The sequence below is a fragment of the Paraburkholderia acidisoli genome (genome assembly GCF_009789675.1).
Lineage (GTDB): Bacteria > Pseudomonadota > Gammaproteobacteria > Burkholderiales > Burkholderiaceae > Paraburkholderia > Paraburkholderia acidisoli.
Genome location: NZ_CP046916.1, coordinates 1 through 26,582, shown reverse-complemented (window position 1 = coordinate 26,582; position 26,582 = coordinate 1). Strand labels below are relative to the sequence as shown.

At 68.1% G+C, this 26,582-nt stretch carries 26 protein-coding genes and 1 pseudogene; 15 read left to right on the top strand and 12 right to left on the bottom strand.

The window, feature by feature from the left end; translation table 11 throughout:
- Positions 1–41 precede the first annotated feature (41 nt).
- From sctS to sctU, 6 genes are read right to left on the bottom strand one after another with little or no spacing between them, the layout of a single operon-like run.
- Positions 42–305: a type III secretion system export apparatus subunit SctS gene (gene sctS, locus FAZ98_RS28700; protein ID WP_158956664.1), complete on the bottom strand. Its 264-nt coding sequence runs from the start codon at positions 303–305 to the stop codon at positions 42–44.
- A 10-nt stretch (positions 306–315) separates the two neighbouring features.
- The gene (gene sctR, locus FAZ98_RS28695; RefSeq protein WP_158956662.1) at positions 316–969 is read right to left on the bottom strand and encodes a type III secretion system export apparatus subunit SctR; all 654 of its coding nucleotides are present in this window, start codon (positions 967–969) and stop codon (positions 316–318) included.
- Positions 953–2,119, bottom strand: a complete 1,167-nt coding sequence (sctQ, locus tag FAZ98_RS28690) for a type III secretion system cytoplasmic ring protein SctQ (protein WP_158956660.1) — start codon at positions 2,117–2,119, stop codon at positions 953–955. Before sctQ ends, sctR begins: the two co-directional genes overlap by 17 nt.
- 31 nt (positions 2,120–2,150) lie before the next feature.
- Positions 2,151–2,762 carry a type III secretion system protein SctP gene (gene sctP, locus FAZ98_RS28685; RefSeq protein WP_158956658.1) on the bottom strand — a complete coding sequence of 204 codons (612 nt, stop codon included), beginning with the start codon at positions 2,760–2,762 and terminating at the stop codon, positions 2,151–2,153.
- Positions 2,763–2,772: 10 nt separating this feature from the next.
- On the bottom strand, positions 2,773–4,905 hold the full coding sequence (gene sctV / locus FAZ98_RS28680; RefSeq protein ID WP_158956656.1) for a type III secretion system export apparatus subunit SctV: 2,133 nt from the start codon (positions 4,903–4,905) through the stop codon (positions 2,773–2,775).
- Between the two features lie 13 nt (positions 4,906–4,918).
- Positions 4,919–5,992, bottom strand: coding sequence for a type III secretion system export apparatus subunit SctU (sctU, locus tag FAZ98_RS28675; RefSeq protein WP_158956655.1), 1,074 nt, complete (start codon positions 5,990–5,992; stop codon positions 4,919–4,921).
- A 460-nt stretch (positions 5,993–6,452) separates the two neighbouring features.
- Between sctU and FAZ98_RS28670 the strand changes: the two genes are divergently transcribed.
- The 10 genes from FAZ98_RS28670 (at position 6,453) to sctC (ending at position 16,228) form a co-directional block, all read left to right on the top strand.
- Complete coding sequence (locus tag FAZ98_RS28670; protein ID WP_158956653.1) at positions 6,453–7,112, top strand: HrpB1 family type III secretion system apparatus protein; 660 nt, start codon at positions 6,453–6,455, stop codon at positions 7,110–7,112.
- Between the two features lie 13 nt (positions 7,113–7,125).
- Entirely contained in the window at positions 7,126–7,515 is a 390-nt protein-coding gene (locus FAZ98_RS28665) for a type III secretion protein HrpB2 (protein WP_158956651.1), read from the top strand.
- 8 nt (positions 7,516–7,523) lie between these two features.
- Positions 7,524–8,348 carry a type III secretion system inner membrane ring lipoprotein SctJ gene (gene sctJ / locus FAZ98_RS28660; protein WP_158956649.1) on the top strand — a complete coding sequence of 275 codons (825 nt, stop codon included), beginning with the start codon at positions 7,524–7,526 and terminating at the stop codon, positions 8,346–8,348.
- 8 nt (positions 8,349–8,356) lie between these two features.
- A complete protein-coding gene (locus tag FAZ98_RS28655; RefSeq protein WP_158956647.1) occupies positions 8,357–9,133 on the top strand; it encodes a type III secretion protein HrpB4 in 777 nt (258 codons plus the stop codon).
- Positions 9,118–9,969 (top strand): type III secretion system stator protein SctL, encoded by an 852-nt coding sequence (gene sctL, locus FAZ98_RS28650; protein ID WP_158956645.1) that lies wholly within the window; start codon positions 9,118–9,120, stop codon positions 9,967–9,969. Before FAZ98_RS28655 ends, sctL begins: the two co-directional genes overlap by 16 nt.
- The gene (gene sctN / locus FAZ98_RS28645; RefSeq protein ID WP_158956643.1) at positions 9,966–11,354 is read left to right on the top strand and encodes a type III secretion system ATPase SctN; all 1,389 of its coding nucleotides are present in this window, start codon (positions 9,966–9,968) and stop codon (positions 11,352–11,354) included. Before sctL ends, sctN begins: the two co-directional genes overlap by 4 nt.
- 7 nt (positions 11,355–11,361) lie before the next feature.
- Positions 11,362–11,859 carry a type III secretion protein gene (locus tag FAZ98_RS28640; RefSeq protein WP_158956641.1) on the top strand — a complete coding sequence of 166 codons (498 nt, stop codon included), beginning with the start codon at positions 11,362–11,364 and terminating at the stop codon, positions 11,857–11,859.
- Positions 11,856–12,722 (top strand): type III secretion system export apparatus subunit SctT, encoded by an 867-nt coding sequence (sctT, locus tag FAZ98_RS28635; RefSeq protein WP_233272999.1) that lies wholly within the window; start codon positions 11,856–11,858, stop codon positions 12,720–12,722. The genes FAZ98_RS28640 and sctT overlap by 4 nt, the downstream gene beginning before the upstream one ends.
- Before the next feature lie 147 nt (positions 12,723–12,869).
- Positions 12,870–14,333 (top strand): helix-turn-helix transcriptional regulator, encoded by a 1,464-nt coding sequence (locus FAZ98_RS28630; protein ID WP_158956639.1) that lies wholly within the window; start codon positions 12,870–12,872, stop codon positions 14,331–14,333.
- 41 nt (positions 14,334–14,374) lie between these two features.
- Positions 14,375–16,228 (top strand): type III secretion system outer membrane ring subunit SctC, encoded by a 1,854-nt coding sequence (gene sctC / locus FAZ98_RS28625; protein ID WP_199272475.1) that lies wholly within the window; start codon positions 14,375–14,377, stop codon positions 16,226–16,228.
- A gap of 73 nt (positions 16,229–16,301) precedes the next feature.
- On the opposite strand, the gene FAZ98_RS35475 is transcribed toward sctC, so the two are convergent.
- The 3 genes from FAZ98_RS35475 to FAZ98_RS28610 form a co-directional block, all read right to left on the bottom strand.
- The gene (locus tag FAZ98_RS35475) at positions 16,302–17,366 is read right to left on the bottom strand and encodes a response regulator transcription factor (protein ID WP_199272474.1); all 1,065 of its coding nucleotides are present in this window, start codon (positions 17,364–17,366) and stop codon (positions 16,302–16,304) included.
- Between the two features lie 425 nt (positions 17,367–17,791).
- A complete protein-coding gene (locus FAZ98_RS28615; RefSeq protein ID WP_158956635.1) occupies positions 17,792–18,589 on the bottom strand; it encodes a DUF3455 domain-containing protein in 798 nt (265 codons plus the stop codon).
- 11 nt (positions 18,590–18,600) lie between these two features.
- A complete protein-coding gene (locus FAZ98_RS28610; RefSeq protein ID WP_158956633.1) occupies positions 18,601–19,041 on the bottom strand; it encodes an HrpB1 family type III secretion system apparatus protein in 441 nt (146 codons plus the stop codon).
- Here FAZ98_RS28610 and FAZ98_RS28605 point away from each other — a divergent pair.
- The 5 genes from FAZ98_RS28605 (at position 19,040) to FAZ98_RS28585 (ending at position 23,682) form a co-directional block, all read left to right on the top strand.
- Positions 19,040–19,276, top strand: a complete 237-nt coding sequence (locus tag FAZ98_RS28605; RefSeq protein WP_158956631.1) for a hypothetical protein — start codon at positions 19,040–19,042, stop codon at positions 19,274–19,276. The genes FAZ98_RS28610 and FAZ98_RS28605 overlap by 2 nt on opposite strands.
- A 174-nt stretch (positions 19,277–19,450) precedes the next feature.
- Positions 19,451–20,161 carry a hypothetical protein gene (locus FAZ98_RS28600; RefSeq protein ID WP_158956629.1) on the top strand — a complete coding sequence of 237 codons (711 nt, stop codon included), beginning with the start codon at positions 19,451–19,453 and terminating at the stop codon, positions 20,159–20,161.
- A 97-nt stretch (positions 20,162–20,258) separates the two neighbouring features.
- Entirely contained in the window at positions 20,259–20,531 is a 273-nt protein-coding gene (locus tag FAZ98_RS28595) for a hypothetical protein (protein ID WP_158956627.1), read from the top strand.
- Between the two features lie 13 nt (positions 20,532–20,544).
- Entirely contained in the window at positions 20,545–21,018 is a 474-nt protein-coding gene (locus FAZ98_RS28590; RefSeq protein WP_233272998.1) for an HrpB1 family type III secretion system apparatus protein, read from the top strand.
- Positions 21,019–21,081: 63 nt separating this feature from the next.
- Positions 21,082–23,682, top strand: a complete 2,601-nt coding sequence (locus FAZ98_RS28585; protein WP_158956625.1) for a hypothetical protein — start codon at positions 21,082–21,084, stop codon at positions 23,680–23,682.
- Positions 23,683–23,747: 65 nt separating this feature from the next.
- Here FAZ98_RS28585 and FAZ98_RS28580 read toward each other — a convergent pair whose 3' ends face one another.
- The 3 genes and pseudogenes from FAZ98_RS28580 to FAZ98_RS28570 all read right to left on the bottom strand — a co-directional run bounded on the left by FAZ98_RS28580 (position 23,748) and on the right by FAZ98_RS28570 (position 26,582).
- On the bottom strand, positions 23,748–24,749 hold the full coding sequence (locus FAZ98_RS28580) for a response regulator (protein ID WP_158956623.1): 1,002 nt from the start codon (positions 24,747–24,749) through the stop codon (positions 23,748–23,750).
- A 38-nt stretch (positions 24,750–24,787) separates the two neighbouring features.
- Positions 24,788–25,189, bottom strand: a pseudogene (locus tag FAZ98_RS28575) (response regulator); the annotation flags it as partial.
- A 58-nt stretch (positions 25,190–25,247) separates the two neighbouring features.
- A complete protein-coding gene (locus FAZ98_RS28570; RefSeq protein ID WP_158956619.1) occupies positions 25,248–26,582 on the bottom strand; it encodes a sensor histidine kinase in 1,335 nt (444 codons plus the stop codon).

Genomic DNA, 26,582 nt, shown 5'->3' with positions numbered 1-26,582 from the left:
GTTCGCAGCGAAAGCGGGAAGCCCGGCAGCCGCGAGTGCGCTCATATCGGCAGGGCGGTGCGCATCATCTGGTTCGCGAAGTGCAGCACGGCCGCCGCCGCGAACGGTCCCGCGATGATGATCGTGACCACGACCGCGATGAGCTTCACGCCGTGCGGCAGCGTCTGGTCCTGCATCGACGTGATCGCCTGGATGAAGGACACCGCGAGCCCCGCGAGCGCCGCGACGATCACGACCGGCAGCGAGCAATAGAGACACAGCAGCATGCCTTGCGCCGTGGCGCCGGTGAGCGAATCGAGATCCATGAGCGGTCCCTCACTTGTAGGTCAGCACGAGTCCGTGAATGAGCGTGGACCAGCCGTCCATCACCACGAACAGCAGCAGCTTGAACGGGATCGCGACGTTGGTGGGCTGCACCTGGTTCAGCCCCATGGCGAGCAGCACGTTCGCGATGATGAGATCCACCACGATGAACGCGATGTAGAGCAGAAAGCCGATCTTGAACGCGTCGGTCAATTCGCTGAGCGTGAACGACGGCGCGAGCACGAAGAGGTCGGTTTCCTTCAGCTGGCTCGCCTGTTCCTTGGGCCACACGAGCGAGGCCGAGCGCAGGAAGAAGCGCTTTTCGCGTTCGTTCGCGTGATTGGCGAGGAACTGGCGAAATGGCTCGCGCGCGGCGCTGAACGCATCCATGACCGCCTGCGAACTCGACTGGCCTTGCGTGTTGGTGCCCTGCAGATTATGCGTGGCCGCGATCGCCACGGGCGCCATCACGTACGCGGAGACCAGGATCGCCACGCCGTTGAGCACCATGTTCGGCGGTACCTGCTGCACGCCCAGCGCGTTGCGCAGCAGCCCGAGCACGACCACGATCTTCATGTAGGACGTCACCACCATCGCCACGAACGGGAGAATGCTGATCGCCAGAACGACGAGCAGCAGCCCCGTGAGGTCACCGAACTGAACCATCGCCGTGCGCCATGCTGACAATGCGAATGCCCAGATGCTCGGCTACGGCGATCAGTTCGCCGTAACCGATGGTCTGGCCGTGCGCGACGAGACGGATCTGCGCGTCGGTCACGGGCGTGTCCAGCTCGATCACGTAGCCGGGCCGCAGCGAAGAGAGTTGCGCGAGCGGCAGCGCCACGCTGTCCAGTTCGAACTGCACCGGCAGATCGAGCTCGCCGATCTCGATCGGTTCGCCCCGCATGTCGCTGGAAAAATCGGCGGATGGCGCCGCGTCGTAGTCGGCCTGCTGGGCTTCGTCGTTCATGGTGGGAGTTCCGGTAATGGCGAGCGTGGATTCGTGGAGTTGGGCGCGCGCGGCGAGCCGCACGAGGCCCGCCGTGCCCCAGGCGGCGCGCACGTCGAACGCGCGGCCTTCGGCGAGCGCGCGTTCGGTCGCGGCGGGCATCGTGCGCAGCAGCACGTCGCCGGGGCGCAGCTTTTCGAGCGCGGCAATGGCGACGCGGCGCGCACCGATGGCGATGCGTCCCGGCACGCGCCAACTCGCCGCGGGCGCGTGTTCGGGCGTGACTACGGCGGTTTGTTCAAGACGGCGCGCGAACAACGCGAGCATGGCCGGATGCGCATGCAGGCGCGCTTCATGCCGATGCTCCGCGAACGTGACGCTCACGCGCGCGGCGAGACAGTCTTTGTCGTCGATGCGGGGCGCGCCCGTTTCGAGGCTCTGCACGCGCCACGCGCCGCAACCGGCGGCCGTGAGCGCTTCGGCGAGCGGCGCGAGCAGGGCCGCCGCCACGGCTTGCCGGAGCGGTTGCGCGGCTTGCGCCGCCGCGGCGATGCGTAGCGCGGGGTAACGTTGCAGATCGATGTCGATGGCGAGCGTGCCCGCGACATGCGCGAGCACGATGCGGCCGGGCGCGGCGAAATCCGCCGGCGTGGCGGCCGCGGGTTCCGCGTGCCACGTTTGTACGCCGCCGATGCGTGCCGCGAGCGCGTCGAGCCGCGCGTCGAACAGCACGCGCGCGCCTTGCGCCTGCGCCGCGCTGACCTGCGCGAGGCCGCGCGCCAGCGCGCCGCCCTTCGGCTCGCGCGGCCGCTGCGGCGCGGCGCGGGGCGATTCGGGCGAGACGGTGTCGGTGAACGCAAGGGCCATGAGCGATGTGAATGCGGGTGAGGAAGCGGAGTCAGTGAATGCCGATATCGAGTTCGCGCGGCTCGCCCCACGCGTCGAGCAGCGTCGTGAGTTCGCGCTCGAGCAGGCGAGTGTGCTGCAAGAGTAACTGCCGGCTCGACGTGTCCTGGGTCTCGAAACGAAGCTGCAAACAGCGGGGCGAAAGCGCGAGATGCAGCGTGGTGGCGGGCAGAATGCGCGGGTCGAGCGCGAGACTCATCTCCCAGTTGCCCGCGCCGCTGATCGCACGATTAGCGCAGAACGCGGCCACTTCGCGCGCGATACGACCGGTCAGGTCGATGAAGCGCGCCTGCTGCCGATACACCGCATCGACGATAGGCGAACACACGGACCCGATGCGTTCCGCCATGGCGGCTTCGCGCGGCTTGCCGCCGCGCTCGCTCGCGGTGTCGTGGCGCGCGTCGTCGTCTTCGGGGGCGCCGAAGGCCTCGTCGTCCGGGTCGTGCCGGTCGTGCGTGGGCGCGTCGTCGTGAGCGGGGTCCGGCACGCGCGCGCGCCGCAGCAGCGCGGCGTAGTCCACGCGACGCGCGCGCGGCGGCGGCGCGCCTTCCTGCTCGCCGGGCAGCGGCGCGATGATGCGCGCGGGGCGGTGCAGCTTCGTCATCGCCCGGCGCTCACATCGTCACGCGGCCGAGCGGCTGCAACTCCAGATGCGCGCCCAGCTCCTGGTACGAATACACCGCGAGCCAGCCGAGCTGCGCCTCGATCATGCGGCGCACGTAGCGGCGAATGTCCATCGACGTGACCAGCGCGATGCCCGCGCGCGGCGCCGCGCCCGCATACGACGCAATGCTCTCCACGAGGAACTTCGCCTGGTCGGGCGGCAGCGCGAGATAGTTGCCGGTGGGCGTCTGCTTGATCGCCTGGCGAATGTGCTGCTCCACGGGCACGTCGAGCAGCACCACGGGCAACTGCTTCGCGCCGTTGGCCGCGCGATGCGCGAGAAAGCGCGAGAGGTCGCCGCGCACGTACTCCGTGAGCATCAGCATGTCCTTTTCCTTCGGGCCCCACGCGATCAGGCTTTCCATGATGTTGCGCGCGTTGCGGATCGACACCTGTTCTTCGAGCAGACGGCGCAGGACGTCGGCGATCCGCTGCGGCGGCAGCACCTTCTGCACTTCCGCCACGAGCCCCGGATAATCCGCGCCGAGTTGTTCGAGGATGTACTGCACCTCCTGCACGCCGACGAACTGCATCGCGTTCTGCCGCAGCAGCGCGACGGACGCATGCGCGATCAGTTGTTCCGCGCGCCACACGCGCGCATTCGCGGGCGCGGCTTTTTCGTCGATCCAGTAAGTGGCCGCGCCGTTCGCGACGAGCGGCACACCCACGTCGCATTGCTCGATGAGCGCGGTGGAATTCGCGCTCGCTTCGCCATCCACGGAAGCCGCCGGCGGCGCCGCATTTCCCGCCGCAGCCGCCGCAGCCGCCGCTTGTGCGCCCACGTCGGGCAGCACGACCTTGCCCGCTTCGAGCCGCAGCGTGAGTTGCGGCACGTCGTGCATGAGGAATTCGCAGGTGGCCGCTTCGAGCCGGTCGGACACCCACATCGTCACGCCGGGGAACGGCACGCCCAGCTCTTCCTGCAAGTGCGCGCGCTCGCTTTCGAACGCGCGGTCGAGCGCCGCGGGATTGATGCGCGCGACCAGATCGGGCGCGAGCCGCACGCCCAGCGGCGCGGCGAAGGCGGGCGCGTGCGGCAGGATCGCGGGCGCCCCCGTTTTCGCGCCCGCGCGCTGCATCGACTGGAGGCTTTCGCTCACGGGCGCGCCGCTATTGGGCTTGCGTTTGCTCAGGCGATACGCGGTGAAGCCGAGCGCGCCCGAGAGCAGCAGAAACAGCGGCCACGGAAAGCCCGGCACGGCGGCGAACGCGAGCAGCATGAGCGAGGCGAACACCAGCGCGCGCGGGTTGCCGGTGAGCTGGCGGCCGATCTCCGCACCGAGCGAGAGATGTTTGTCGTCGCGTTCGTCGGCCACGCGCGTGATCATCACGCCCGCCGCGACCGAGAGCAGCAGCGAGGGAATCTGCGAGACCATGGCGTCGCCGATCGAGAGGATCGAGAAGCGGTTCGCGGCCTCGCCCGCCGTCATGCCGTGATACGCCACGCCCACCGCGAGCCCGGCCACGATGTTGACCACGGTGATGATGAGCCCGGCAATGGCGTCGCCTTTCACGAACTTCATCGCGCCGTCCATGCCGCCGTGCAGCGCGCTTTCGAGCGCGAGCGTCGCGCGGCGGCGGCGCGCCTCCTCGGGCGTGAGATTGTTGGCGCGCAGGTCGGCGTCGATGCTCATCTGCTTGCCGGGCAGCGCGTCCAGCGTGAAACGCGCGCCCACTTCGGCCACGCGCTCCGAGCCCTTGGCGATCACGATGAACTGCACCACGGTGATGATCGTGAACACCACGATGCCCACCACGAGGTTGCCGCCCACCACGAGCTGACCGAAGCTGTCGATGATGTCGCCCGCCTCGGCGTGCAGCAGAATGGATTTCGTCGAGGCGATGTTGAGCGAGAGCCGGTACAGCGTGGTGAACAGCAGCAGCGTGGGAAACGTGGAGAGCGAGACGATGCTCGGCACGTAGAGCGTGATCATCAACAGCGTCACGCTGATGGCGAGATTGAAGCTCAGCAGGATGTCGATGAGCAGCGTGGGCAGCGGCAGGATCATCAGCGAGATCATCGCGACAATCAAGGCGAGCAGCGCGATTTCGCCGCCTGCGGGCAGTTTGAGCGTCTTGAGCATCGTCGGACCTCGGTTAGGACGTGACAGCGTTGGCGGCGGTGTTCGCCTTCCCGCCGAGCGATTCGACCCAGCGCAGAATGGCCGCGACCGTTTCGAACAGCTCCTCGGGAATGGGCGCGCCCAGCTCGACTTTGTAGAGCGCGCGCGCCACGGGCGGATTGCCGACGATGGGCACGTCGGCGAGTTGCGCTTCGCGGCGCAGCGCGGCGGCTTCAAGGTCGTAACCCTTGGCGATCACCACGGGCAGCGGGTTTTCGGCGGGCGCGTAGCGAATCGCCACGGCGTAATGCGTGGGATTCACCACCATCACGCTCGCCGCGCCCACGCGCGCACGCGGCGCGCTCGCGGCCAGTTCGCGCGCGAGCCGGCGGCGCTCGCCCTTGATCATCGGGTCGCCTTCGTCCTGCTTGTGCTCGCGCTTGACTTCGTCCTTGCTCATTTTCTTGCTGCGGATGAAGAGCCACTTTTGCAGCTTGATGTCGGCGGCGGCGAGGATCACGAACACCACGGCGGCCACGCCGAACAGCTTGAGCACCATCTGCGAAAAGAGCCGCGCGAGTTCGGGCAAGGGCTGATAGAGCGAGCCGACCACCATCGGCATCAAGCCTTTCACGGTCTGCCACATGACGAGCGCGACGGTCGCGCCCTTGATGAGCATCTTCGCGAGGTCGATCAGCGCGCGCACCGAGAAGATCTTCTTGAAGCCCGCCATCGGGCTCACGGCCTGCAGGTTGAACGAGACCGGCTTCATCGAAATCTGAAAGCCCACCTGCGGCATGAGCGCGAGCAGGATGGCGAGCATGCCCACGCCCACCGGCACGGCCACGGCGCCGATCACGCGCGAGCCGATCTGCTGCAAGGCCACGGCGAGCGTGACCATGTCGTGATCGCCGCCCACGAAGCGCAGCGCGATTTGCAGCGAGGAGCGCGCGGCATCCACGAGCGCGCCGCCGCCCGCCGCGAGCGCGATCACGCCGGCTGCGAGCAGCACGCCGTCGACGAGGTCGGTGCTCTTCGACACTTCGCCGTCGCGCCGCGCGTCGCGCAGCTTTTTGTCGGTTGGCTGCTCGGTCTTTTCGTCGCTCATCGCGGGCGCTGGCGGTCTCGGTTGCGGTGATGGAAGGCGCCGCGCGGGCGCCGTGCGGCGTGACGCCCGCGCGGTATTGCCGTGACAGGCTCGCTCGATGTTAGGCGCGCGGTACGACGGGGCGCCGCGGCGAGGCGAAGCGCCGAGCGCGCAGGCGAAGCCGTGTTGGGCCGCGCCGCGGGCGGCATCGACATCGGCTTGCCACAAATGCGCCGCGAATGCGCCACAAATTTGCCGCAAGCGCGACGCCAAGCCGCCGCTTCGTTTGCGCGCGTTCCGCTTCGCATGGCGGCAAAGCGCGCACGGTTGGCGTTGCTAAGGTTCACGAGTGCCGCGCGGCGCCCGATTCGCGGCCTTCCTGCACGATCGAGCCGGCGAACGCCGCTCGAACGTGGCTCGACGACGATGCGAAGCGACGATGTGAAGCGCCGCGGCCATCCCAACCCGGAGGTCTTACGCCATGCTCCCAGGCCAGTCCGCGCGGTCCAGCGCGAGCCCGCTCACCCGTTCCGACCAGGGCGCCGATGCCGGCGCGCTTCCCGCCTATCTCCAGTGCAGCCACGAGGTCGTGTGCGGTCTGATCGAGACGGCCTCCGCCGCGCTGTTCTCCCATTTCCCGAAGGCGGTTGGCGACACGCTCGACGTCGAACTCGTGCTCGACGCGCTGCGCGTGTTCCGCCCGAAGGTCACCGAGATCGGCATGCTCGACGGCGTGCTGCATATCGTCCATGGCCGTTGGGACGACGCGGCGCACGCGCTGCGCGCCGTGATCGACCAGGCGCCCGACTTCGCCTACGCGAAGGCGATGATGGCCTACTGCCTCGCCTCGCGCGGCGAGCCCGGCTGGCGCCAGTGGGCGCATAGCGCGCTCGAGGCGAACCCGAATGCGCAGACGCTGGCGCTCGTGCGCGCCCTCGAAGCGCGCGAGGATTTGCAGCACGCCATGCGCGACTATCGCGGCGGCGAGTTCGTGATTCCCGAGTCGTGCCAGTCGCTCGCCGAGGAAGCGCGCGAAGCCGAAGCGCGCAAGCAGGACGCCATCGGCTGTACGCAAACTGCCCCGCAAACCCCGAAAGCCGATGTCGCGTTCGACGCGCAATTCGCCTTTCTGCGCGCCTGAGGAGACCACCGCGATGAACGACGCGATCAGCAATCACATGATTGGCGAAGCGCTGTCCGGCATGAACGAAACGGGCAACGACGCCGCGCACGAAGCGGCCGCGCAAAAGTTCCAGGCGATGATGGACGCGCCCCAACTCGCGCCGCCCAGCGCGAACGCGAACGGCAGCGAGGGGAGCGTGTTCACGCAGATGGTGGCCACGCACGACGTGGCGGCGCAACAGGCCATGGCGCACATCACCGAGTTCTCGCAGCAGGCCGGCACCATGGACGTGAAGCAGGTGATCGCCGAGTCGGCGCGGGCCGCGATGGAGATGTACCAGGTCCAGTTCGACTTCCAGGCGAAGATGAGCGTGGTGTCGTCGTCGAAATCGTCGGCGGAAACGCTGATGAAGAACCAGTAACGCGCGCCATGACAGTGACGATGCCGCGCTTGCGTCTGCGCCATGTGCTGCTGTGTGCGATCTGCGCGCTGCTTTGCTCGTGCAAGAAGGAGCTGTACGCGAAGCTCAGCGAGCAGGACGTCAACGAGATGACGGTCGCGCTGATCGAGCATGGCGTGCGTGCCGACAAGACCACGCCCGACGGCGGCAAGACCTTCACGCTCGAAGTGGAGGACGCCGACATGGTGCGCGCCATGCAGATCCTCACGCAGCGCGGCCTGCCGCACAGCCGCTTCGACGATCTCGGCAATCTGTTCAAGAAGGACGGTCTCGTTTCCACGCCCACCGAGGAGCGCGTGCGCTTCATCTACGGGCTCTCGCAGGAACTCTCGGGCACGCTTTCGAACATCGACGGCGTGCTCTACGCGCGCGTGCAGATCGTGCTGCCGAACAACGATCCGCTGGCCGAGCACGTGAAGCCTTCTTCGGCGGCGGTGTTCATCAAATACCGGCCGGAATCCGACATTGGCGCGCTCACGCCGCAGATCAAGAACCTCGTGGTGCATAGCGTGGAGGGGCTGTCGTACGATCAGGTGAGCGTGACGGCCATTCCGGCGGAGCCCGTCGACGTGGCGAGCATCGCGCCCACGCACAACGCACGCGGCCTCGTGCCGTGGCTCGCGGGCGGCGGCATGGCGCTGGCTCTCGCGCTCGCCGCGGGCGTGGGTCTGCTGGTGCGCCGCCATACGCTCAAGCAACGCCTGTCCGATGGCTTGCGGCCCGCCGTGGAAGTGCTGGGCGGCCGTTTCGCCGATCTCACGTCGCTGCGCAAGAAGCGCGGCGAGCAAGCGTGAGTTAGCCGATGTCGTACGCCGCGTCCGCATCGGCATTCGCGCAGTCCGCGCCGCTTTCCACGCAGATGACGCCCGCTAGGCGGCTCGCGCAAGCGTTGCGCGCGTGGGAGCGAAACGCGCGCGACGCGCTCGCGTGGATGCATCCCGCGTGGCTCGCGCACGGTCTCGGGCTCGCCGAAGCCGAGGCCGTGGCGCTGGCGCGAGCGATTCCGCGCGAACGCGCTGGCGCGTGCGGACTCGCGCTGATCGACAACGCGGGCTATGCGCTGCCCGATCTCGACGCGCTCGGCCGCGCGCAGCATGCCGCGTGCTTCGACGCGCTGCCCGCGTCGGCGGGGCTGAACGTGCTGCGCTTGCGGGCGCTGCGGTTTCGCCGCGCGGAGCTGCGCCGGATCGTCGATAAACGGGCGCGCGCGAGCGTGCAGGAATGGACCGGCGTGGCGCTCGAACGTCTCGCGCGCGAGACGCCGCAAGAACGCGCGAGCGCGCCCGACATCGCGCGTCTCGCGATGGCGCCGCTCGCCACGCTGGACGCCGATGCGCTCGCGTTCGAAGGCCTCGCGCTGATCGAGCGCGATGGGCGTGGTGCGGGCGGCACGGGTGATGTGGCCGGCGACACGCGTGCACCCGCGTGCCCGCTATTGCGCCTCGCCTTGCCGCGCACGCCCGCCATTGCGCCGCGCTGGGTCGCGCAGGTGCCGCGCGAGATCGATGCGAACGGCACGCGCGCGCTCATTGCGCAGCTTCCCGAACTGTTGCCGGAGTGGGCATGGTTATTTGGCTGAGCCGTCATGACGAAGCATCCGTCGATACCGCGGCGCCGCGCTTCGGCGTGCACGGCGACATCGTGCCGCGCGAGACCTTCGGCGCGCTGGTGGAATTGAGCGACGCCTATGCGCAGGCGGAACACGACGCGCAGCAGCGGCTCGAAGCGGCGCACGCGGAAGCCGCGCGCATTGTCGAAGCGGGGCGCGCGCAAGCCGAGGCGCTGATCGAAGCGGCACGCGACGACTACGAACGGGCCGCGCAACGCGGCTACGAAGAAGGCGTGGCGCAGGGCGCGGCCGAATGGCTCGCGGGCATCGCGCACGCGGCCGGCGAGGCGCGCGCGGCGCAGGAACCCATGCGCGCGCGCATGGCCGAGATCGTGGCGATGGCGGTCGAGCAGATCGTGCGCAGCGAACGCGCGGGCGCGTTGTTCGAGCGCGCGCTGGCGGCCGTGGACGGTATCGTGGAAGGTTCGACGTATCTGCATGTGGCCGTGCATCCCGACGATCTGGACGACGCGCGCGCCGCGTTCGAGGCGTTCGGCAGCCGCTGGCGCGAACTCGGCCGGCCGCTGCCGCTGCGCGTGGTCGCCGACGCGAAACTCGCACCTGGCAGTTGCCTGTGCGAGTCCGATCTCGGTCTCGTGGACGCGGGCGTGACCACGCAGTTGCGCACCATGCGCGCGGCCATCGCGCGGGCGTTGAAGGCCTCCGTGCGCGACGAGGCGCACGCGCCGCAAGATCCGAACGCGGCGCACGAAGCCGCCGCGGCACGTGACGCCGCCGGGCCCGCTTCTGAACCCGCTTCTGAATCCGCGGTTGACCCCGCGTTTGAACCCGAACCCGCCGCATGAACGCGCCCGATCGTTTCCCACCGCGCGAGCCGGACCCGGCGCCCGATCGCGCCCAGGCCGACCTCACGCGCCTCACCGACGCCATCGACCGCGAATTGCGCGCGAGCACGCGCGTGCGCCAGAGCGGCAAGATCCTCGAAGTGATCGGCACGCTCATCAAGGTGGGCGGCCTCGATCTGCAACTCGGCGAACTCTGCGAGCTGCGCGCGCCCGACGGCACGCTGCTCCAGCACGGCGAAGTGATCGGCTTCACGCGCGACTACGCGCTGGTTTCGCCGTTCGCGCGGCTCGAACAGGTTTCGCGCGCCACGCGCGTGGTCGGGCTCGGCCGTCCGATGAGCGTGAAAGTGGGCGACGCGCTGCTCGGGCGCGTGATCGACAGTCTGGGCGAGCCCATCGACGGACTCGGCGAACTCGACATCGACGAGGCCTGCCGCCGCCCGATTCTCGCCGATCCGCCCAGCCCCATGACGCGCCGCATGATCGAACACCCGATGCCCACGGGCGTGCGCGTGATCGACGCGCTCACCACCTTCGCTGAGGGCCAGCGCATCGGCATTTTCGCGCCCGCGGGCGTGGGCAAGAGCACCTTGCTCGGCATGCTCGCGCGCGGCGCGCAATGCGACGTCAACGTGATCGCGCTGATTGGCGAGCGCGGGCGCGAAGTGCGCGAATTCGTCGAACTGATCATGGGCCCGGAAGGCATGGCGCGCACCGTGATCGTATGCGCGACCTCGGACCGGTCGTCGATCGAGCGCGCCAAGGCGGCCTACGTGGCCACGGCGATCGCCGAGCACTTTCGCGACGAAGGCAAGCGCGTGCTGCTGATGATGGATTCGCTCACGCGCTTTGCGCGCGCCGGGCGCGAGATCGGGCTGGCGGCGGGCGAGCCGCCCGCGCGGCGCGGGTTTCCGCCGTCGATTTTCGCGGAGTTGCCGCGCCTGCTCGAACGCGCGGGCATGGGCGAAACCGGTTCGATCACGGCGCTCTACACCGTGCTTGCCGAAGACGAGAGCGGCAGCGACCCGATCGCCGAGGAAGTGCGCGGCGTGCTCGACGGCCATTTGATTCTCTCGCGCGAGATTGCCGCGAAGAACCGCTATCCTGCCATCGACGTGCTCGGCAGCCTCTCGCGCGTGATGCCGCAAGTGGTGACGCGCGACTACCTCGCGGCGTCCACGCGGCTGCGCTCGCTGCTCGCGCAGCATCGCGACGTGGAAATGCTGTTGCAGGTGGGCGAATATCAGGCGGGCTCGAATCCGCTCGCCGACGAGGCCATCGCGAAGATCGACGCGATCATCGCGTTCCTGTGCCAGCCCACCGATGCCTACGCCGATCCGCAGGAAACCGCCGACCGGCTGGCGGAACTCGCGCAACCTTCGTGACGCGCGCATGAACACGACGAAACGCCGCATCGTCGCGCTCGAACGCGCGAGCCAGCGCCGCGAGCGCAAGGAGCCGGACCTGCGCGCGGCGCTGGAGGCGCGCCGCCGCGAGCGCGGGGAAGCGCAGGCGCAGGCCGACGAGACCGCCGCGCGCGTGGCGCAACTCGAAGCCGTGGCCGCCGATCACCGTATGCGCATCGCGCGCATGATGACGGGCGAGACGCGCTTTTCGCTCGACGACTTCGAGGCGTGCCGCCGCTATCTGGAAAGCCTCGACGCGCAGACCGCGCAGGCGCTCGCCGACCTCGAAGCGCAACGCGCCGCCGTGGCCGCGAAAGACGCCGAAGCCGACGCGGCGCGGCGCGCCATCGCGCTCAATCGCGGCCGGATCGACGTGTGCCGCGAGCGCGCGAAGACGCTCGCCGGCGTGCTCGAAGCCGCCGCGCTCGACGCCGAGGACGAAGCCGCCGAAGAACAGATGCTCGCGAGGCGCCGCCACGCATGAACGACGCGTTTCTGCTCTACGGCCCGATGCTGGTCCAGGACCTGATGGTGCTGGGCGTGTGCTCGATTCGCCTGTTCGTCATCATGACGCTCTTTCCGCCCACGGCAGACGGCACGCTGCAAGGGCCGGTGCGCAACGGCGTCGCGCTCATTTTCAGCTTCTATATCGCGCTCGCGCAGCCCGCGGATTTCGCGAGCACGCTCACGGGCACGACGCTGCTCATCACGGGCTTGCGCGAGGCGCTGATCGGCACGGTGATGGGCTTTGCGGCTTCCACGGTGTTCTGGGTGGCGGAAAGCGCGGGCATGTATCTCGACAGCCTCACGGGCTACAACAACGCGCAGATCACCAACCCGCTGCGCTCGGAGAAGTCCACGCCCTCGGGCACCTTGATGAGCCAGCTCGCGATCGTCGCGTTCTGGACGCTCGGCGGCATGAACTTCATGCTGCAGGCGCTCTACGAGTCGTACCAGTGGTGGCCCGTGGCCTCGCCGGGACCGCTCGACACCGACTTCCTCGAAGTGTTCGTGCTGCGCCAGACCGACACGCTAATGGAAATGATCGCCAAGCTCGCCGCGCCGCTGCTGTTCGTGATGGTGCTGATCGACCTGGGCGTGAATATCGCGGCGAAATCGGCGCAAAAACTCGAACTCGGCGCGCTGAGCCAGCCGATCAAGGGCGCGGTGGCCGTGGTGCTGCTCGCGCTGTTCGCGGGCATCTTCGTGAACGAGGTGCGCGATCATCTCGACCTGCGCATGTTCGCCGCGCAGATGCGCGAGGCGTCCGGCATCCAGGGCACGCACAAGGCGCCACCGCGACCCGGCGCGCATGAGGATGCGGCTTCTTCAACATTGCTCAAATGAAGCGTGACTGTGCGCTTTGTTGAGAATCTCAACGCAGTTCTCCGGCTACATTGACTCCGTCGCGATGCAATCGTTTGCGTTCGTTCAGGCACGAGCCCGGGCGTTCGCGATTGCGCGCATCCGCATGCGGTCAACACGGAGTCCTGAATGTTTTCCAGCCTGTATTTCCCGCTTGTTTCCGCGTTGTCGTCCACGAGCGCGCCGCGCGGCCAGCTCGACATGCTGCACGAAGGACGCATTGCCGAAGCCGTCGCGCATGCGCACCATTGCGCCGCGCCCTGCCTGCAGCTTCAGGCCGACTTGCAGACCCTGCTCGGCATCGAAGTGGACGCCGAAGATTCCTACCGCGAAGCGCAAAAGCTCATGCGCGGCTCGCGCCGCGACATGCGCGCCGCCTCGTGCCGCAACGCGGGCTGGCAGGCGTTTTTCCGCCAGCGTTTCGGCACGGCGATGTCGTGCTTCATGCGTCTCGTGGACGACGAACGGCTCACGCCCGCCCAGGCGCTGGAAGGGCGCTTCGGCGCGCTCTGCGTGCTGCTGGAAACGGGCCAGCACGGCGAAGCCGTGCAGTGGCTCGACGAACTCGACACGCTGATCCAGGCGGCGGCCGACGATGCCGACGATCGCGACCATCGCGACGAGGCGGATCGCGCCGAAGTCTGGCGCGACATCATCGACACGTTGCGCTACGACCTCGCGAGCCAGCACGACCTGCGCACGGCCGCGCAACTCTCCGACCACGTGTACTGGCAGTCCGGCGCGACCGGCGCGTTCGCGCTACGCGCCGTGCGCGAATCCGGCTTCGTGGGCACGGACGCATTGGCGCGCCGCGCACAGCGCACGCGTTCGCCGCTGCTGCGCGCGCGTATTACGTATCTCGACGCGCTGCGCCGCCTCGCGCTCGGGCAACCCGGCGCGGAAGCCGCCGCGCTCGCGCATCTGAACTGGAGCGCCGCGAACGGCCTGCACGCGTATCAGTACGCGGTGCGCCTCGAAATCGCGCTCGCGAGTCTCGCGAGCGGCACGCCGCAACTCGCCGAAACCATGCTCGCGCCCATCGCCGCCGACCTGCGCGCGGCGCAGGATCACCGGCATCTGGAGTATCTGTATTGCCTCGCGAAGGCGCGCGGCGCGCAAGGCCGCGACGAGGAAGCGGCGCAACTGTACCGGCGCTACGCGCTCGCGGCCATGCAATGCCTGCGCGAGTCGGCCACGATGCTCGCCTCGCTCGCGCATCGCGCGCAACGCCAGACGCCGCAACTCGACGACGTGGGCGCGCGTTTGCCCGCGAAATACCGGCGCGCGTATCGCTATCTGATGGACAACCTCGATCGCAGCGATCTCTCCGTGCGCGAAGTGGCCGCCGAGATCGGCGTGACGGAGCGCGCGTTGCAGAGCGCGTTTCGCAACAGCCTTGGCTCGACGCCCACGGAAATCATCCGCGAAAAGCGCATGGAGCGCATTCGCCGCGACTTGCAGCGCAACGCCGCGCACGGCGAGCACGACGTGCTCGCGGCGGCCAACCGCTGGGGCGTGCAGAACCGTTCGACGCTCGTGAACGGGTATCGGCGCCAGTTCAACGAAGCGCCTTCCGACACGCTCAAGCGCTGAAGCCGGCGCGTTCCTTTCTCAACCGCATCGACGACGAACCCATGATAGACACCGCGCTTCGAAAGCGGCGGGGAGTGCATCTCCTCGCCTGTTTCAGACTGTGCCTCTGCCTCGCGCTCGCCACTTGCGGCGCGAACGCGTGGGCCATGCGAGTGCCGTTCCGCACCGCGACCGTGCACATTGCCGTGGACGGCAAGGAACTCAAGGACGTGCTGCGCGACTTCGCCGCGAGCCAGGGCATCGCGGCGGCGGTCGCGCCCGACGTGACGGGCGCCGTGTCGGGCAACTTCGACATGTCGCCGCAACGCTTTCTCGACACGCTCGCGGCCACCTTCGGCTTTGTCTGGTTCTACGACGGCAGCGTGCTGACGATCAGCAGCGCCAACGACATGACGCGCCAGATGATCCATCTCGACTTCGCGGGCACGCGCGAGTTGCGCGCGACGCTCACGCAGATGGGCCTCGACAATCCGCGCTTCCCGGTGATCTACGATCCCTCCTCGGGCGCGGCGCTCATCACCGGGCCGAAGCAGTACGTGGCGCTGGTGGCCGATCTCGCCTCGCGGCTCGACCAGAACGCGAACCGCCGCACCGGCACCGAGGTGCGCGTGTTCCAGCTCAAGCATGGCTGGGCCGACGACCACAACGTGGTGATCGACGGCAAGACCGTGACGGTGCCGGGCGTGGCGCGCGTGCTCGCGGGCATGTACCACCCCGGCAAGGACAGCGGCGACGGCGGCGCGGACGGCCCCAACAACGTCACGCCGGGCATGGAGCGCCAGACGCCCATGACCGACGCCTCGGGCGGCAATGGCGGCGGCTCGCCGTTCGCCGATGCGGGCAGCGGCGGCGGTGGCGGCGACGTGATCCAGCCGCCCTTGCCGCCCGCCATGATGGGCGCGGGCGGCCAGGCGGCGGCGCAAGGGCGCGGGCGCGGCGGCGGTTACGGCGGTGGTTATGGCGGTGCTTACGGTTACGGCGGCATGAGCAACGCGAGCTACGGCACCGGCGCGATGCCCACGGGCGCGAGCGTGCTGCCCGTGATCAAGGCGGACCCGCGCACGAACTCCGTGCTGATTCGCGACCTGCCGCAGCGCATTGGCCAGTATCGAACGCTGATCGACCAACTCGACGTGCGCCGCAAGCTCGTGGAGATCGAAGCGCACATCATCGAGATCGACGATTCCGCGCTCAAGCAGCTCGGCGTGGACTGGCGCGCGCATAACAGTCACGTGGACCTGCAAACCGGCACCGGCAGCACCACGGCCAACAGCTACGCGAACGGCCAGTTGAACCCCACGTTCAGCAGCACGGATTCGAGCGGCAACACGATCGTCAACACCACGCCCGCGGGCATCTCGCTCACGGCGGTGCTCGGCGACGCGGGGCGCTATCTGATGGCGCGCGTGAACGCGCTCGAAGACAACAACCTCGCGCGCATCGACGCCAGCCCGAAAGTCGCGACGCTCGACAACGTCGAAGCGATCATGGACAACAAGAAGAAGTTCTACGTGCGCGTGCAGGGCTACACGTCGGGCGATCTCTATGCGATCTCGACGGGCACGTCGCTGCGTGTGCTGCCGATGGTCGTCGACGAAAACGGCCAGACGCAGATCAAGCTCCAGGTGCATGTGGAAGACGGTCAGACCACCGATCAGCAGGTGGACAACATTCCCGTCATCACCACGAGCACGATCAACACGGAAGCGGTCATCAACGAAGGGCAGAGCCTGCTGATCGCCGGTTATCGCGTGGACAGTTCGTCGAACGGCCAGAGCGGCGTGCCGGTGCTCTCGAAGATTCCGCTGGTGGGCGGGCTGTTTCGCTATCGCGAGAACCAGAACAGCCATATGGAGCGGCTCGTTCTGCTGTCGCCGCACGTGATCGAGTACTGATGTCGAGGCGGAGGCGAATCCGCTGAACGTCGCTGGCTGTCGATGTGCCGATAACGCCGGCGCAGTGCCCGAATCAGGCGCTGCGCCGGCGCGGCGTATGGGCGACGAGCGCGGGCCACGCGTCGCAGGCTTCGTTTTGCGGCGGCCACGGCTGAGCGTTGCGCGCGGTTTCGCTGCTGCTCGCGTGCAGCTTGATCGTGCCCGCGGCGTTGAGGCACGACGCGCGCGTGAGTTCGCGCTCCACACGCGGCGGCGTGCTCGCGTGGCCCGTGGCGGGTGTGGGGGTGCGGGGCGTCGGTGCGCCGGGCGTCGCTACGCCGGGCGTCGCTACGCACGCGGGCTCTTTGCCGCGCTCCTCTGCGCGCGCCGTCACAGGCGAGGGCGCCGGGACGCTCGCGGGCACGTTCGGAGACAAGTTCGGCGACAAGTTCGCCGGCACCCTCGCCGACAGCTTCACCGGCTCCTGCAACACGCGTTCGATGCGATACCCGTGCGCGTACATCGTGCGCAACACCACGCCGTGCGCGCCGTCGAGCGCGAGCTTCTTGCGCAGCTTGTAGATGTGCTGCTCGAGCGTGCGTCCCGCGATTTCCTCCGAACTGCCCCACACGGCGGCGGCCAGCGCGCGCCGCGTGACATAGCTGCCCTGCTGCGAAAACAGCACCCAGGCGATGGCGAATTCGCGCGCGGTCAGATGCACGGCACGGCCGTCGATATGCACGCGGCCGTCGCGGCGGCTGAAGCGGTACACGCCGGTTTCGAGTTCGTCGTCCTCGTCGCGGGCCAGGTCGGCGGCAACGCCGCGCGTGCTGAAGCGACGCGCCGCGAGCAGCACGCGCAGCCGCAACTCGCGCGGATCGACGGGCATCAGCACGAAGTCGTCGGCGCCCGCGCTGAGCGCCGCGTGCATGTCGTCGCGCGCGCAGAAGTCGCCGATCGCCACCAGCGGCGCGCGCCGGTCGCCGTAGCACGCGCGGCGCGCCAGCACCGGATGCGACGGATCGAGGCCGGCGCTGGCGTCGAACACGATCGCGCCGAATTCTTCGCGGTGGAGCGCGCGGGCGAGATCGACTTCCTCGCCGTAACGCGCGCACTCGACGCCCTCGGCGGCAAGCGACGACTCCACGAGTTGAACCATGCGCGGGTCATGAGTGAATAGTGCGACTTTCAATAGTGTCCTCGGCAAGCTGAACCTTCCGTTGCTCATGGTCTTGTCTCACGGTCGCTGTGAGGCCGGAGCGAAATGCGCCCCGGCAGACGAAAGGTATGAGGACTCCCCGGTCAGGTACGTAACATTTTGTTAAATACGCATTGAAGAGTGTTTTGCACGGCGCGTTTGCTGCGCTGCAATCGTGTGAAGAAACCGGGATAGCGCGGAAATTGGCGGAAGTTGCCGGGAGTTTCACCGTTTCGACCCCGTCCCACATACGGGCAAATGTTCATACGACGAGCCAACGTGTGGCGCTCGTAGGCCGCCGCCCCATGCTGGGCTTGGCTTTCCTACAAAGTCTTACACGATGTAATCCAACCGCTTACACAATTTGAGGATCGTGGAGGTGGCTGTTACCGTTGTGCGGGCAGAACGTCAGGAACCGTCGAGGGACGGATCGGGCGGGAATGCTGCGAGGAACGAGGGCGAAGTGGCGGGGCAAAGTGCGGCGCGGAACGCGGCACGTAGGCGGGGCTGTAGACGAGGTAATCGGCGGAATAGGGCACGAGCAGCGTGCCGCCTTCGCGGTCGCAGAGCGGGTCGGGCGGCAGGCCGCCGGTGGTGTGCAGGCGCGCGACCACGTCGGTGCGCGCGAAGCGGCCGTGCGCGGCGGCGTTGAAGCGGCGCCGCGCGTTGTCCTGGGCGATCAGGCGCGCCCACGGCAGCGTGCCCGCCGTGACCTGCGTATGCGCGTCGCGGCGCACGCGCACCTGGCTGCCGTCGTAGGCGAGGAAATAGCCGCCCGGCGCGACGGTGCCCACGCTGCGGCGTCCCGTATCCACGAGCGTTGCCAGATCGCCTTCGCGGATCCAGTAACGCTCGGTGCCGGAGCCGCGGCACTCGTACACGGTCTGGCCGTGCGCGGTGAGCACGTCGTCGAGATGCTGCTCGGGGCCGGCGCGCAGCATGTCCGGCAGGCTGTAGTCGGTCACGGGGCGCGGCGCGCTCGCACAGGCGGCGAGGCTCGCGCAAACGAACGCGAGCGCGGCGGCGTGCAGGCGGGTCAGGCCGTGCGAAAAAGCGGCGGCGGGCGAAGCCGCGTGAGTCGCCGTATCGGGGAGCGCATGCGCGGCGCGATACGAAGTCTTGCTGGAAACCGGGTGCCACGCGCTCTGCGATCCCCGTTTCGAGCCAACGACCTTCGCTCCCACGCCGGACGCGCTCAAAGCGCGCCCACGCTCAGCGCCTCGTTGATGCGTGCGCGCGCATCGTCATGCCGATAACCCTCGTGCGCGTCGTCCTGCGCATGCGGCAGGAAGCGGTCGACGATGGCCATCGCGGTGGCGTCGCCGCTGTCGAGCACGGCATGCGCGAGACGCTGCCATTCGACGTCGCCGAGCGCATGCAGGCACCAGCTGTGCAGCGCCCATACGATCGGGCCGCCGTCGCCGCGCGCGTCGGCTTCGCGCAGGATGCGCGAGGCGGCGAGCCAGTTGCGCGCGCCGATCTCCATGCGCGCCTCGCACACGTCGCCAATCGCGCCGCGCGGTTGCAGCACGCGCACCGCTTGCAGCATCTCTTCGAGTTCGGCGCGCGCGCCGCAACGCACGCCCCAGGAAAACACCGCGAGTAGAGCGTTCGACACGAGCAGTTGATTCGACATGATGGCTCCGAAAGCGCAATGCGCGAAAGGCGCGGGATGGCACGACATTCTGGTGGCGCGCGGCGGGCTACGCGCCTCGGGCTACGCGCCCCGGCCGCAAGCCCGAACGCCGTCGATTGTCGATGAAGCCCGGCGCGCGCCGCCTGCGCCGCGCGAAGCCACGGCCAGGCCCGCGAACCTCGCGAGCGCGTGCCATGCCCGTGCCGCGCCCGCGCCATCGCGTGCCGCGCCCTGAAACTGGCATTGCGGTCATGCGGATTCGGCTCGCGCGACTTCGCTTCGCGTCGGCGGCACTGTTCGTCGCGACGCGCTTCTACGCTGTGCGTTGAACTGACGCGCGCTCGACCCGTGTCGACGGTTCGTTTCGATTCAGCATTCGATCCAACACTCTTCAGCGGGAGCAATCAGCATGAGCAACTCGATTTCATCGGCCTACCTGGATTCGTCGAGCGGCGTCTCGGGCTTTACGCAAGGCAGCGGCAACGTCGGCGGCGACGACGGCAGCTCGATCGCCAAGATCCTGCAGGACATCGAGCAGCTGCTGACCGGCGGCCAGAACTCGGGCAGCGGCGGCCAGGGTAGCGGCGGCACGGGCGGCGCGGGCCAGGGCTCGGCCGACGCCGGTCAACTCGGCGGCGTCCAGCAATTGCTGCAAGACATCCAGTCGCTCGAACAAGGCGGCGGCTCGCAAGGCGGCGGTCAGACGGCCGGCAACTACGGCGGCGGCGCGGGCGGCGGCACGGGCGGTGTCGGTGGCGGCACGGGTGGCGCGGGCGGTGTCGGCGGCGGCGTGGGCGGCACGGGTCAAGGTCAGGGCCTGCACGACGTCAAGCTCAACACGGGCGCGGGCGGCGAGGCGCTGCATCTGCAAGCCGACTCGAACGGCACGCTCTACAACGGCAGCGGCGACTCCGTCGGCCAGATCAACAAGGACGGCTCGGTGTCGTTCAACTCGGGCGCGACCAAGGAAATCCAGCGCCTCGAAGACGGCGGCAAGGGCGCGCTCGGCGCGATGATGAGCGGCGTGAAGCCCGAAACCGGCGACGGCGGCAACGTCACGTTCTCGTCGGCGCAAGTCACGGTGAGCGCGGGCGACCTGAATCAGCAGAACGACTTCTGACGATGGCGTGACGCACGAGCGCGCCGCGCCACTCGCCTGGATGGCGTCGCGCTCGCGGTATCGCCCTGTTTTCATGACGACTTCATAAGGAATCCAGATGAATCCGATCGGCAGTCTGTTTCACGACATCGGCAATGCCGCCAAGGACGTGGTGGGCGGCGCGCTGCACGCGGTGGAAGGCGCGGGCAAGCTCGGCGAGTCGCTGCTCACGCTGAACCCGCAGAAAGCGCTGGAAAGCGTCGAGCAGATCGCGGGCAGCGCGGCGCAGGCGGCGGGTGGCGCGGCCACGCTCACGCCCGAAGGTCTCGCGGCCACGACGATGATGAACGGCGGCGTCGCGGCCGTGCAGGCGTTGTCCACGGTGGCGTAAGGAGCGGCGCGCGATGAGCCTGGCGACGATGGATGCGAACGCGCTCGCTCGAACAAGCGAAGCCGCGGGCGCGAACGTGAACCCGGCCGTGGCCGAACCCGATGCCACGGCGCTCGCGCGCGAGGTCGTCGCGCATATCTGCGGGGGCCGCCTCGACGAAGCCGAAGGCGTGCTCGCGCAACTGCACGAGCGCTGCCCCGCGAGCCGCGACGTGCTCGCGTTCCCCGTGATGATCGCGTTGCAGCGCGGCCGCGCGCACGAGGCGTGGCAGCTCGTGAACGGCTTGCCCGACGAGCAATGCCCCGACCTCAAGGCGCTGTGCCTGCGCATGCTCGGCGATCCGCTCTGGCACGCCTACGCGAGCGCGCATGTGGATAGCGCCGATCCGTGGGTGCGCAAGGCCATGCGCCAACTGCTGGGCCACGAAAGCGACGAGCCGGCCGACGATAGCCGCGAAGCCGCATCGCACGAGCCCCATTCCGTCTGAGCGCGCGGTTCACGCGACGGCGCGTGATTCGGGCTGCAACCCCAGGCTGCAAAGGAGCACACCATGTTCAAACTCGGCAGCGGCCACACGCAGGTGCAGACCGCGACGACCTCCGTCAAGACCGACGACACCGCGAAGTCTTCGCCGCAAAAAACCCCGCAGCAGAAGACGGCGCCCACGGCGATGCCGGCTTCGGGGTTGCAGATCGGCTCGTTCGCGAAGGCGCGCCACAAGCTCGCGAGTCATCTGCCCGGTGGCCACAAGGCGAGCGCGGGCACGCCGCGCACGGCGTCTTCGGAAGCCTTCGCGAAGCTCGGTTTCGAGGGCGCGCCTACGTCGCCGCGCGCGAGCCTCGCGCGTACGTCGAGCACGGCCTCCACGCACAGCCATGCGTCCGGGACCAGCCTCGGCGTGACGAAACCGCCGGTCAAAATCCTTGTCGACGATGAAACGGGCGAGGCGATCGGCAAGAAAAGCAGCAAAGAAACTGGCGAGGACGCCGGGAAGGACTCCGCGGCGAAAACCACGAAGTCCGACGACGTGGTCGTTCCCGACGTGACGCCCGAGCAGCGCGACGCACAGTATCGCGCCACGGCCTCGCTGAACCAGAAGTTCGAGTCGCATCTGCAAGGGCTCGGGCTCGAAGTCGTGCACAACTCGGGCCGCAGCAACAATTGCGCGATCTATTCGCTGCTCGACATTGCCGCGCCGAAGCTCGATCAAGGTGAGCGCCATCAGGCCGCGCGCGAGATTCGCGCCGCCTTCGACAGCAAGCGTCCCGACGAAGCGGGCAAGATGCTGCTGCTCGACATGGGCAACGGCGGCCACGGCCGCGACCTGGTCTCGCTCGTCAACAAGAAGTACGGCGTGGATCTGCAGGTGGGCGTGGTGCAGGCCGGTATCGACGACCAACACCCCGTTACGCAGATCGCCACGCTGCGCGCCGACGACGCCGCCGCCAAACCGCCGACACATCGCGGCGTGGTGTGGGATCAGCACGGGCATTTCGAGTCGGTGCGCGCGGCCGCGCCGAAAGCCCCATCGACGGAAACCGCCGCGCCCAAAACGTCAGCGGTGGAAACGAAAACCGCCACCGGCACTCGCGCCAGCACGCAGCCCCCCGCGAGCCCCCCGCCCACGAACCACAAAACCGCCGGGACCGCGACCCCGAGCGCCGAGAAAACCGGCTCCGCGCCGTTCGCGAAGCTCGCTTCCATCGGCAAATGGCGGCCGGGCGCGAGCACGAAGCCCGCGGCCAAGGCCACCGAGTCGTATCAGCTCGCCGAATTCGACTTCAAGACCGACACCAAAGACTGGGCCAAGGACACCGATAAAGCCGTCAAGGACGCGTCCAAACTCAAGGACCCGGCCGATCCGAAATTCGTCGTGCCGCCGCGCAAGCGCGATATCGGTCAGGCGTACGACCGCAGCAAGCCGGGCTTCACCGCGATCGAAGCGGTCGGTATCCGGCCGTTCGGCAATCTGTTCAACGCCACGGCGGCGGGCATTCACGGCGAGGCCAATGCGGCGCTGCTCGGCACGGGCGCGGGCGTGGGCGGCATTCACGACGCCATGCTCGGCGCGATGAACGGCCACGCGCTGGCGGCTTCGGTGCAAAAGGGCAAGCGCTATGAAAAGCAGCTCGACAGCATGCTCGCGAAAGACGTCGAGCGTTTCCAGAAAGACCCGCAGCTCGACACGCTGATCCTCACGAAGGACAAGAAGGGCAAGTTCGTGTACGACATGGACAAGGTCGCGAAGCTCGCGGCGAGCGACAAGCCCGAGCACAAGGAAGCGGCCGCGCACGCGAAGAACGTGTTCCTCACCGCCTATATCAAGGACGAAGTGGCGGGCAAGCGGCGCAACCGCGCGACCTACGAACTCACGCGCAACACCGTGGGCTTCGCCTCGGCGGGCGCGGTGCTCGGCGGCACGCTCGGCATCGCGGCGGCGCCCGGCGCGGCGGCGGCTATCGGCGCGAAAAGCGCGGGTCTCTCGCTCGGCTTCGCGAATGCGCTCGACCTGGCGAAGGGCGTGCGCGGCCTCAAGCAGCGCATGCGCGACGACAAGGAACGCGACATCAACGATCGCTTCTTGACGAAGCGCATGGACATGAAGGACGTGGCCTATTCGTCTTCGACGCCGCAGGAAGCCATCGACGGCGCGCAGGCCGCGCTCAAGGCCAACGCGAAGAGCGAGGCCGACGAAGTGCTGTTCCGCAGCCTGCTCACGGGCAAGCACATCGACGAAACCAAATCGACGGAAGCGAAAAAGGGCCGCGCCGATATTGCCGCGAAGCACGCCTACGAGGTGGTCGACTATCACGTGAACGAGTTCGCCACGGAGAAGGAGGGCAACCTCGAAGCGTTCCATCGCAATCTGACCGAGCCGGGGCTTTCGCAGCGCGACAAGACCAAACGGCTCGCGAGTTCGGTCAAGGAAGATCCTTCGCTGCGCAGCGCCTACGACCTGATGCGCGACGTGGGCATGCGCCGCAGCGAGGCGAACGTGGCGATCCACGCGCTGATCCGCCGCAAGATCGATACGGAGATCGCGCAAGATCCCAATCGCACGGGCGCGGCCACCGTGGCGGCGCAGAAGTACGACGGCAAGCCCGAGGCGGGCGACATCCGCGACATGCGCGCGGTGCTGCGCCGGCACTGAGAAATGCAAGATGGCCGCCGTTATGCAGCGGCGGCCATCGCGGCTGGCGGTGCGACGCGCTCCGCCTAGAACTGCTCGATCCAGGTGGCGAGGCGATCCACGGGGAATTCGGTCTTGTGCTGCGCGGGCAGCAACGCAATGGCTTCGCCCTTGCGCACCGGCTCCAGCGCGAAGTCGAGACCGTCGAGCCAGAGCAGGCTCGCGAGCCACACCGCGTGCTGCACCGAGACCGCCTTGCTGGCCGGCTCGCCCAGGAACTCCGCGAACGCGGTGCGTTCCTCGAGCACGATGCCGTCGCCTTCGCGGCGCACCTTGAGGCCCGCGGCTTCGAGCGTGTCGGCCACGGCCGCGACCGCGTTGCCGACCGTCGATCCCACGTGACGGTTGCGCAGCGCCGCCAGATTTTCGGCGATCAGATGGCCGAACGAACCGTTGCGCGCGCTTTCGGCGGCGACCAGATCGGAATAGTCGAGCACCAGCCAGTCGGGCTCGCTGCCCTGCACGTCGGCGAGCACGGCGGCGGCGAGGTACGTCTCCACCGGCTGAAAGCGTTCCGGGCCGATCAGCGCGGCGGCGAGCGTGCGCACGAGGCCGATGCGCGTGGCGAGCGTCTGCTTTTGCAGCACGCCGAGCTTTTCGCGCAGCAACTGGTCGCGTTCCTTGCGCAGGTCGGCGAGTTCGAGCGCCTGCTTCAGCTCCATGCGCAGCGCCGTGATGTCCCACGGCTTCTTGATGTAGCGATGGATGTGGCCGAGGTTGACGGCCGCGACGGTCTGATCGATTTCCGAATAGGCGGTGGTCAGAATCCGCACGACATGCGGATAACGCTCGCTCGCGTAACGCAGCAATTCGTTGCCGAATTCGCCCGGCATGCGCTGGTCGGAGACAAGGACCCCCACCTTGTCGCCGTGCGCGTCCAGCAGCGCCTTGCCTTCTTCCACCGAGCTGCCGGTCAGTACCGGCGCCAGGCTTCCGATCGCACGCTGGAAATACTTCACGGCCGTGGCCTCGTCATCGACGAAGATGATCGCCGGTGCCGACTCCTGGGTGGCTTTCGCTTCGTTCATCAACAACTCCTGTGCGTTTGACCCTGGATAGGGGGGGATTCGTGGTAGCGCTCGAACGCCAGTTGCAGCGTATCGCGCACGGAGGCGGGCCTGAGCGGCTTTTCGAGGATGCGGAACACCGCACCGGATTTGAGTTTTTCTTGCAGCACGTCGATGTCGGTATAGGCGGTGACGAGAATGCGCACGATGCGCGGGTAGTCGTGCGCGACCGCTTCCAGCAGCTCGCCGCCGTCGCGGCCGGGCATGCGGAAGTCGGTGAGCAGCACGGCGACCTGCGCGTTGTCGTGCAGAACGGCAATGGCTTCGTCGCAGCTCGTGGCGAGCAGGACGTCGTACTCGGCGCCGACCGCGCGCGCGAAATACTTGCCCGCGAGCGCTTCGTCGTCGACGTAGAGCACGGTGGGCCGGGCGGTTGGGGTGGCGTCGCTGGACGGGTTCATGAGGGATCTCGATTCGCGCGTCGGTTCATCGGCGCAGTCATGGGCGCATACGGTGGCATCAGGTTGCGCGCGAGAGGTCGAAGCTGAACGCGGCCCAGCTTCCCAGCTCGCTCTCGGCGAACAGCAGGCCGCCGTGACGCTCGATCACGGCATAGCTGATCGACAGCCCGAGGCCCAGGCCCTGGCCCACGTCGCGCGTCGTGAAGAACGGCTCGAACACGCGCGCGAGATGCTCGTCGGCGATGCCGGGGCCGTTGTCGCGCACGTTCACGTGCAGACGCTCGTCGACCCACTTCACGGACACGTGGATGGCCGGCTTCGGCGTGCCCGCCTTGCGCATGGCGAGCACGGCGTTGGAGAGCAGATTGATCAGCACGCCGATGATGGCGGCTTCGTCGCCGAGCACCAGCGTGTCGTCGGGCAGCTCGCGCGTGACCGCGACGCCGCGCAGCTCGTGGCCGACCAGCCGCACCGCCGAATCGAGCGCCTTCTCGAACAGGAACGGCGTGCCCACTTCGGCGTCGGCGCCGGGCTTGCGGTAGGCGAAGGTCTTCAGGTCCGAAACGATGTGCTGGATGCGCTGCATGCCCTGGCGCGCATCGACGAGACATTCCTGAATGCCGGCCTCGGTCTTGGCGACGGGTTCTTCCATGGCCACTTCGATCGCCATCAGGCAGAAGTTGACCGGGTTATTGACCTCGTGCAGCAGGCCCGCGGCGAGCGTACCGATCGCCGCCATCTTTTCCTGCTGCAACAGCTGGCCCTTGATGTCGAGCAGCCGCTGGTTGATGACTTCGAGTTCGGTGTTTTTCGCCGAGACTTCCGCCTTCAGGCGAAACAGCATGAAGCGCACCCGCTCGTTGAAGAACGTGTACACGGCGCTGGCGGCGGCGGCGAACAGCAGGAGCAGAAGATTGACGGTCATCGTGCCGATCGAAGCGATGCCGCCTGGATGGAACACGCAGGCGAGCAGGTAGAAGAAGCAGGACAGCACGCCGAACACGAGGTTCTGCCACAAGCCGAATGGCAACGCGATGCCCGAAGCGAAAATGGCGAGCGTGAGGCCCATGTAATAGGGCGACAGCACGCCGTCGGTTTGCCAGATCATCCACGAGATCATGATCTGCGGCAGCAGCAGCCACGAGAGCGTGAGCCAGGGCGCGAGCCGCCGCCCCGAGTCGCCGTTGAGCATGAGCACGATCCCGCCGATCAGCAGCGACACCACGAAGCGCGCGGCCGCGAACGGCGTGAGCCACTCCGGATACTGCGCGTAGTCGAGCCCCACGCCGAGCAGCACGAGCACGATGGCGGTATAGGCGCCGCCACGGCTGAACGTGACGCGAAAATCCGCCAGCTCGGTTTGATAGCCAGACTGCAGTTGACTCGTACTCAT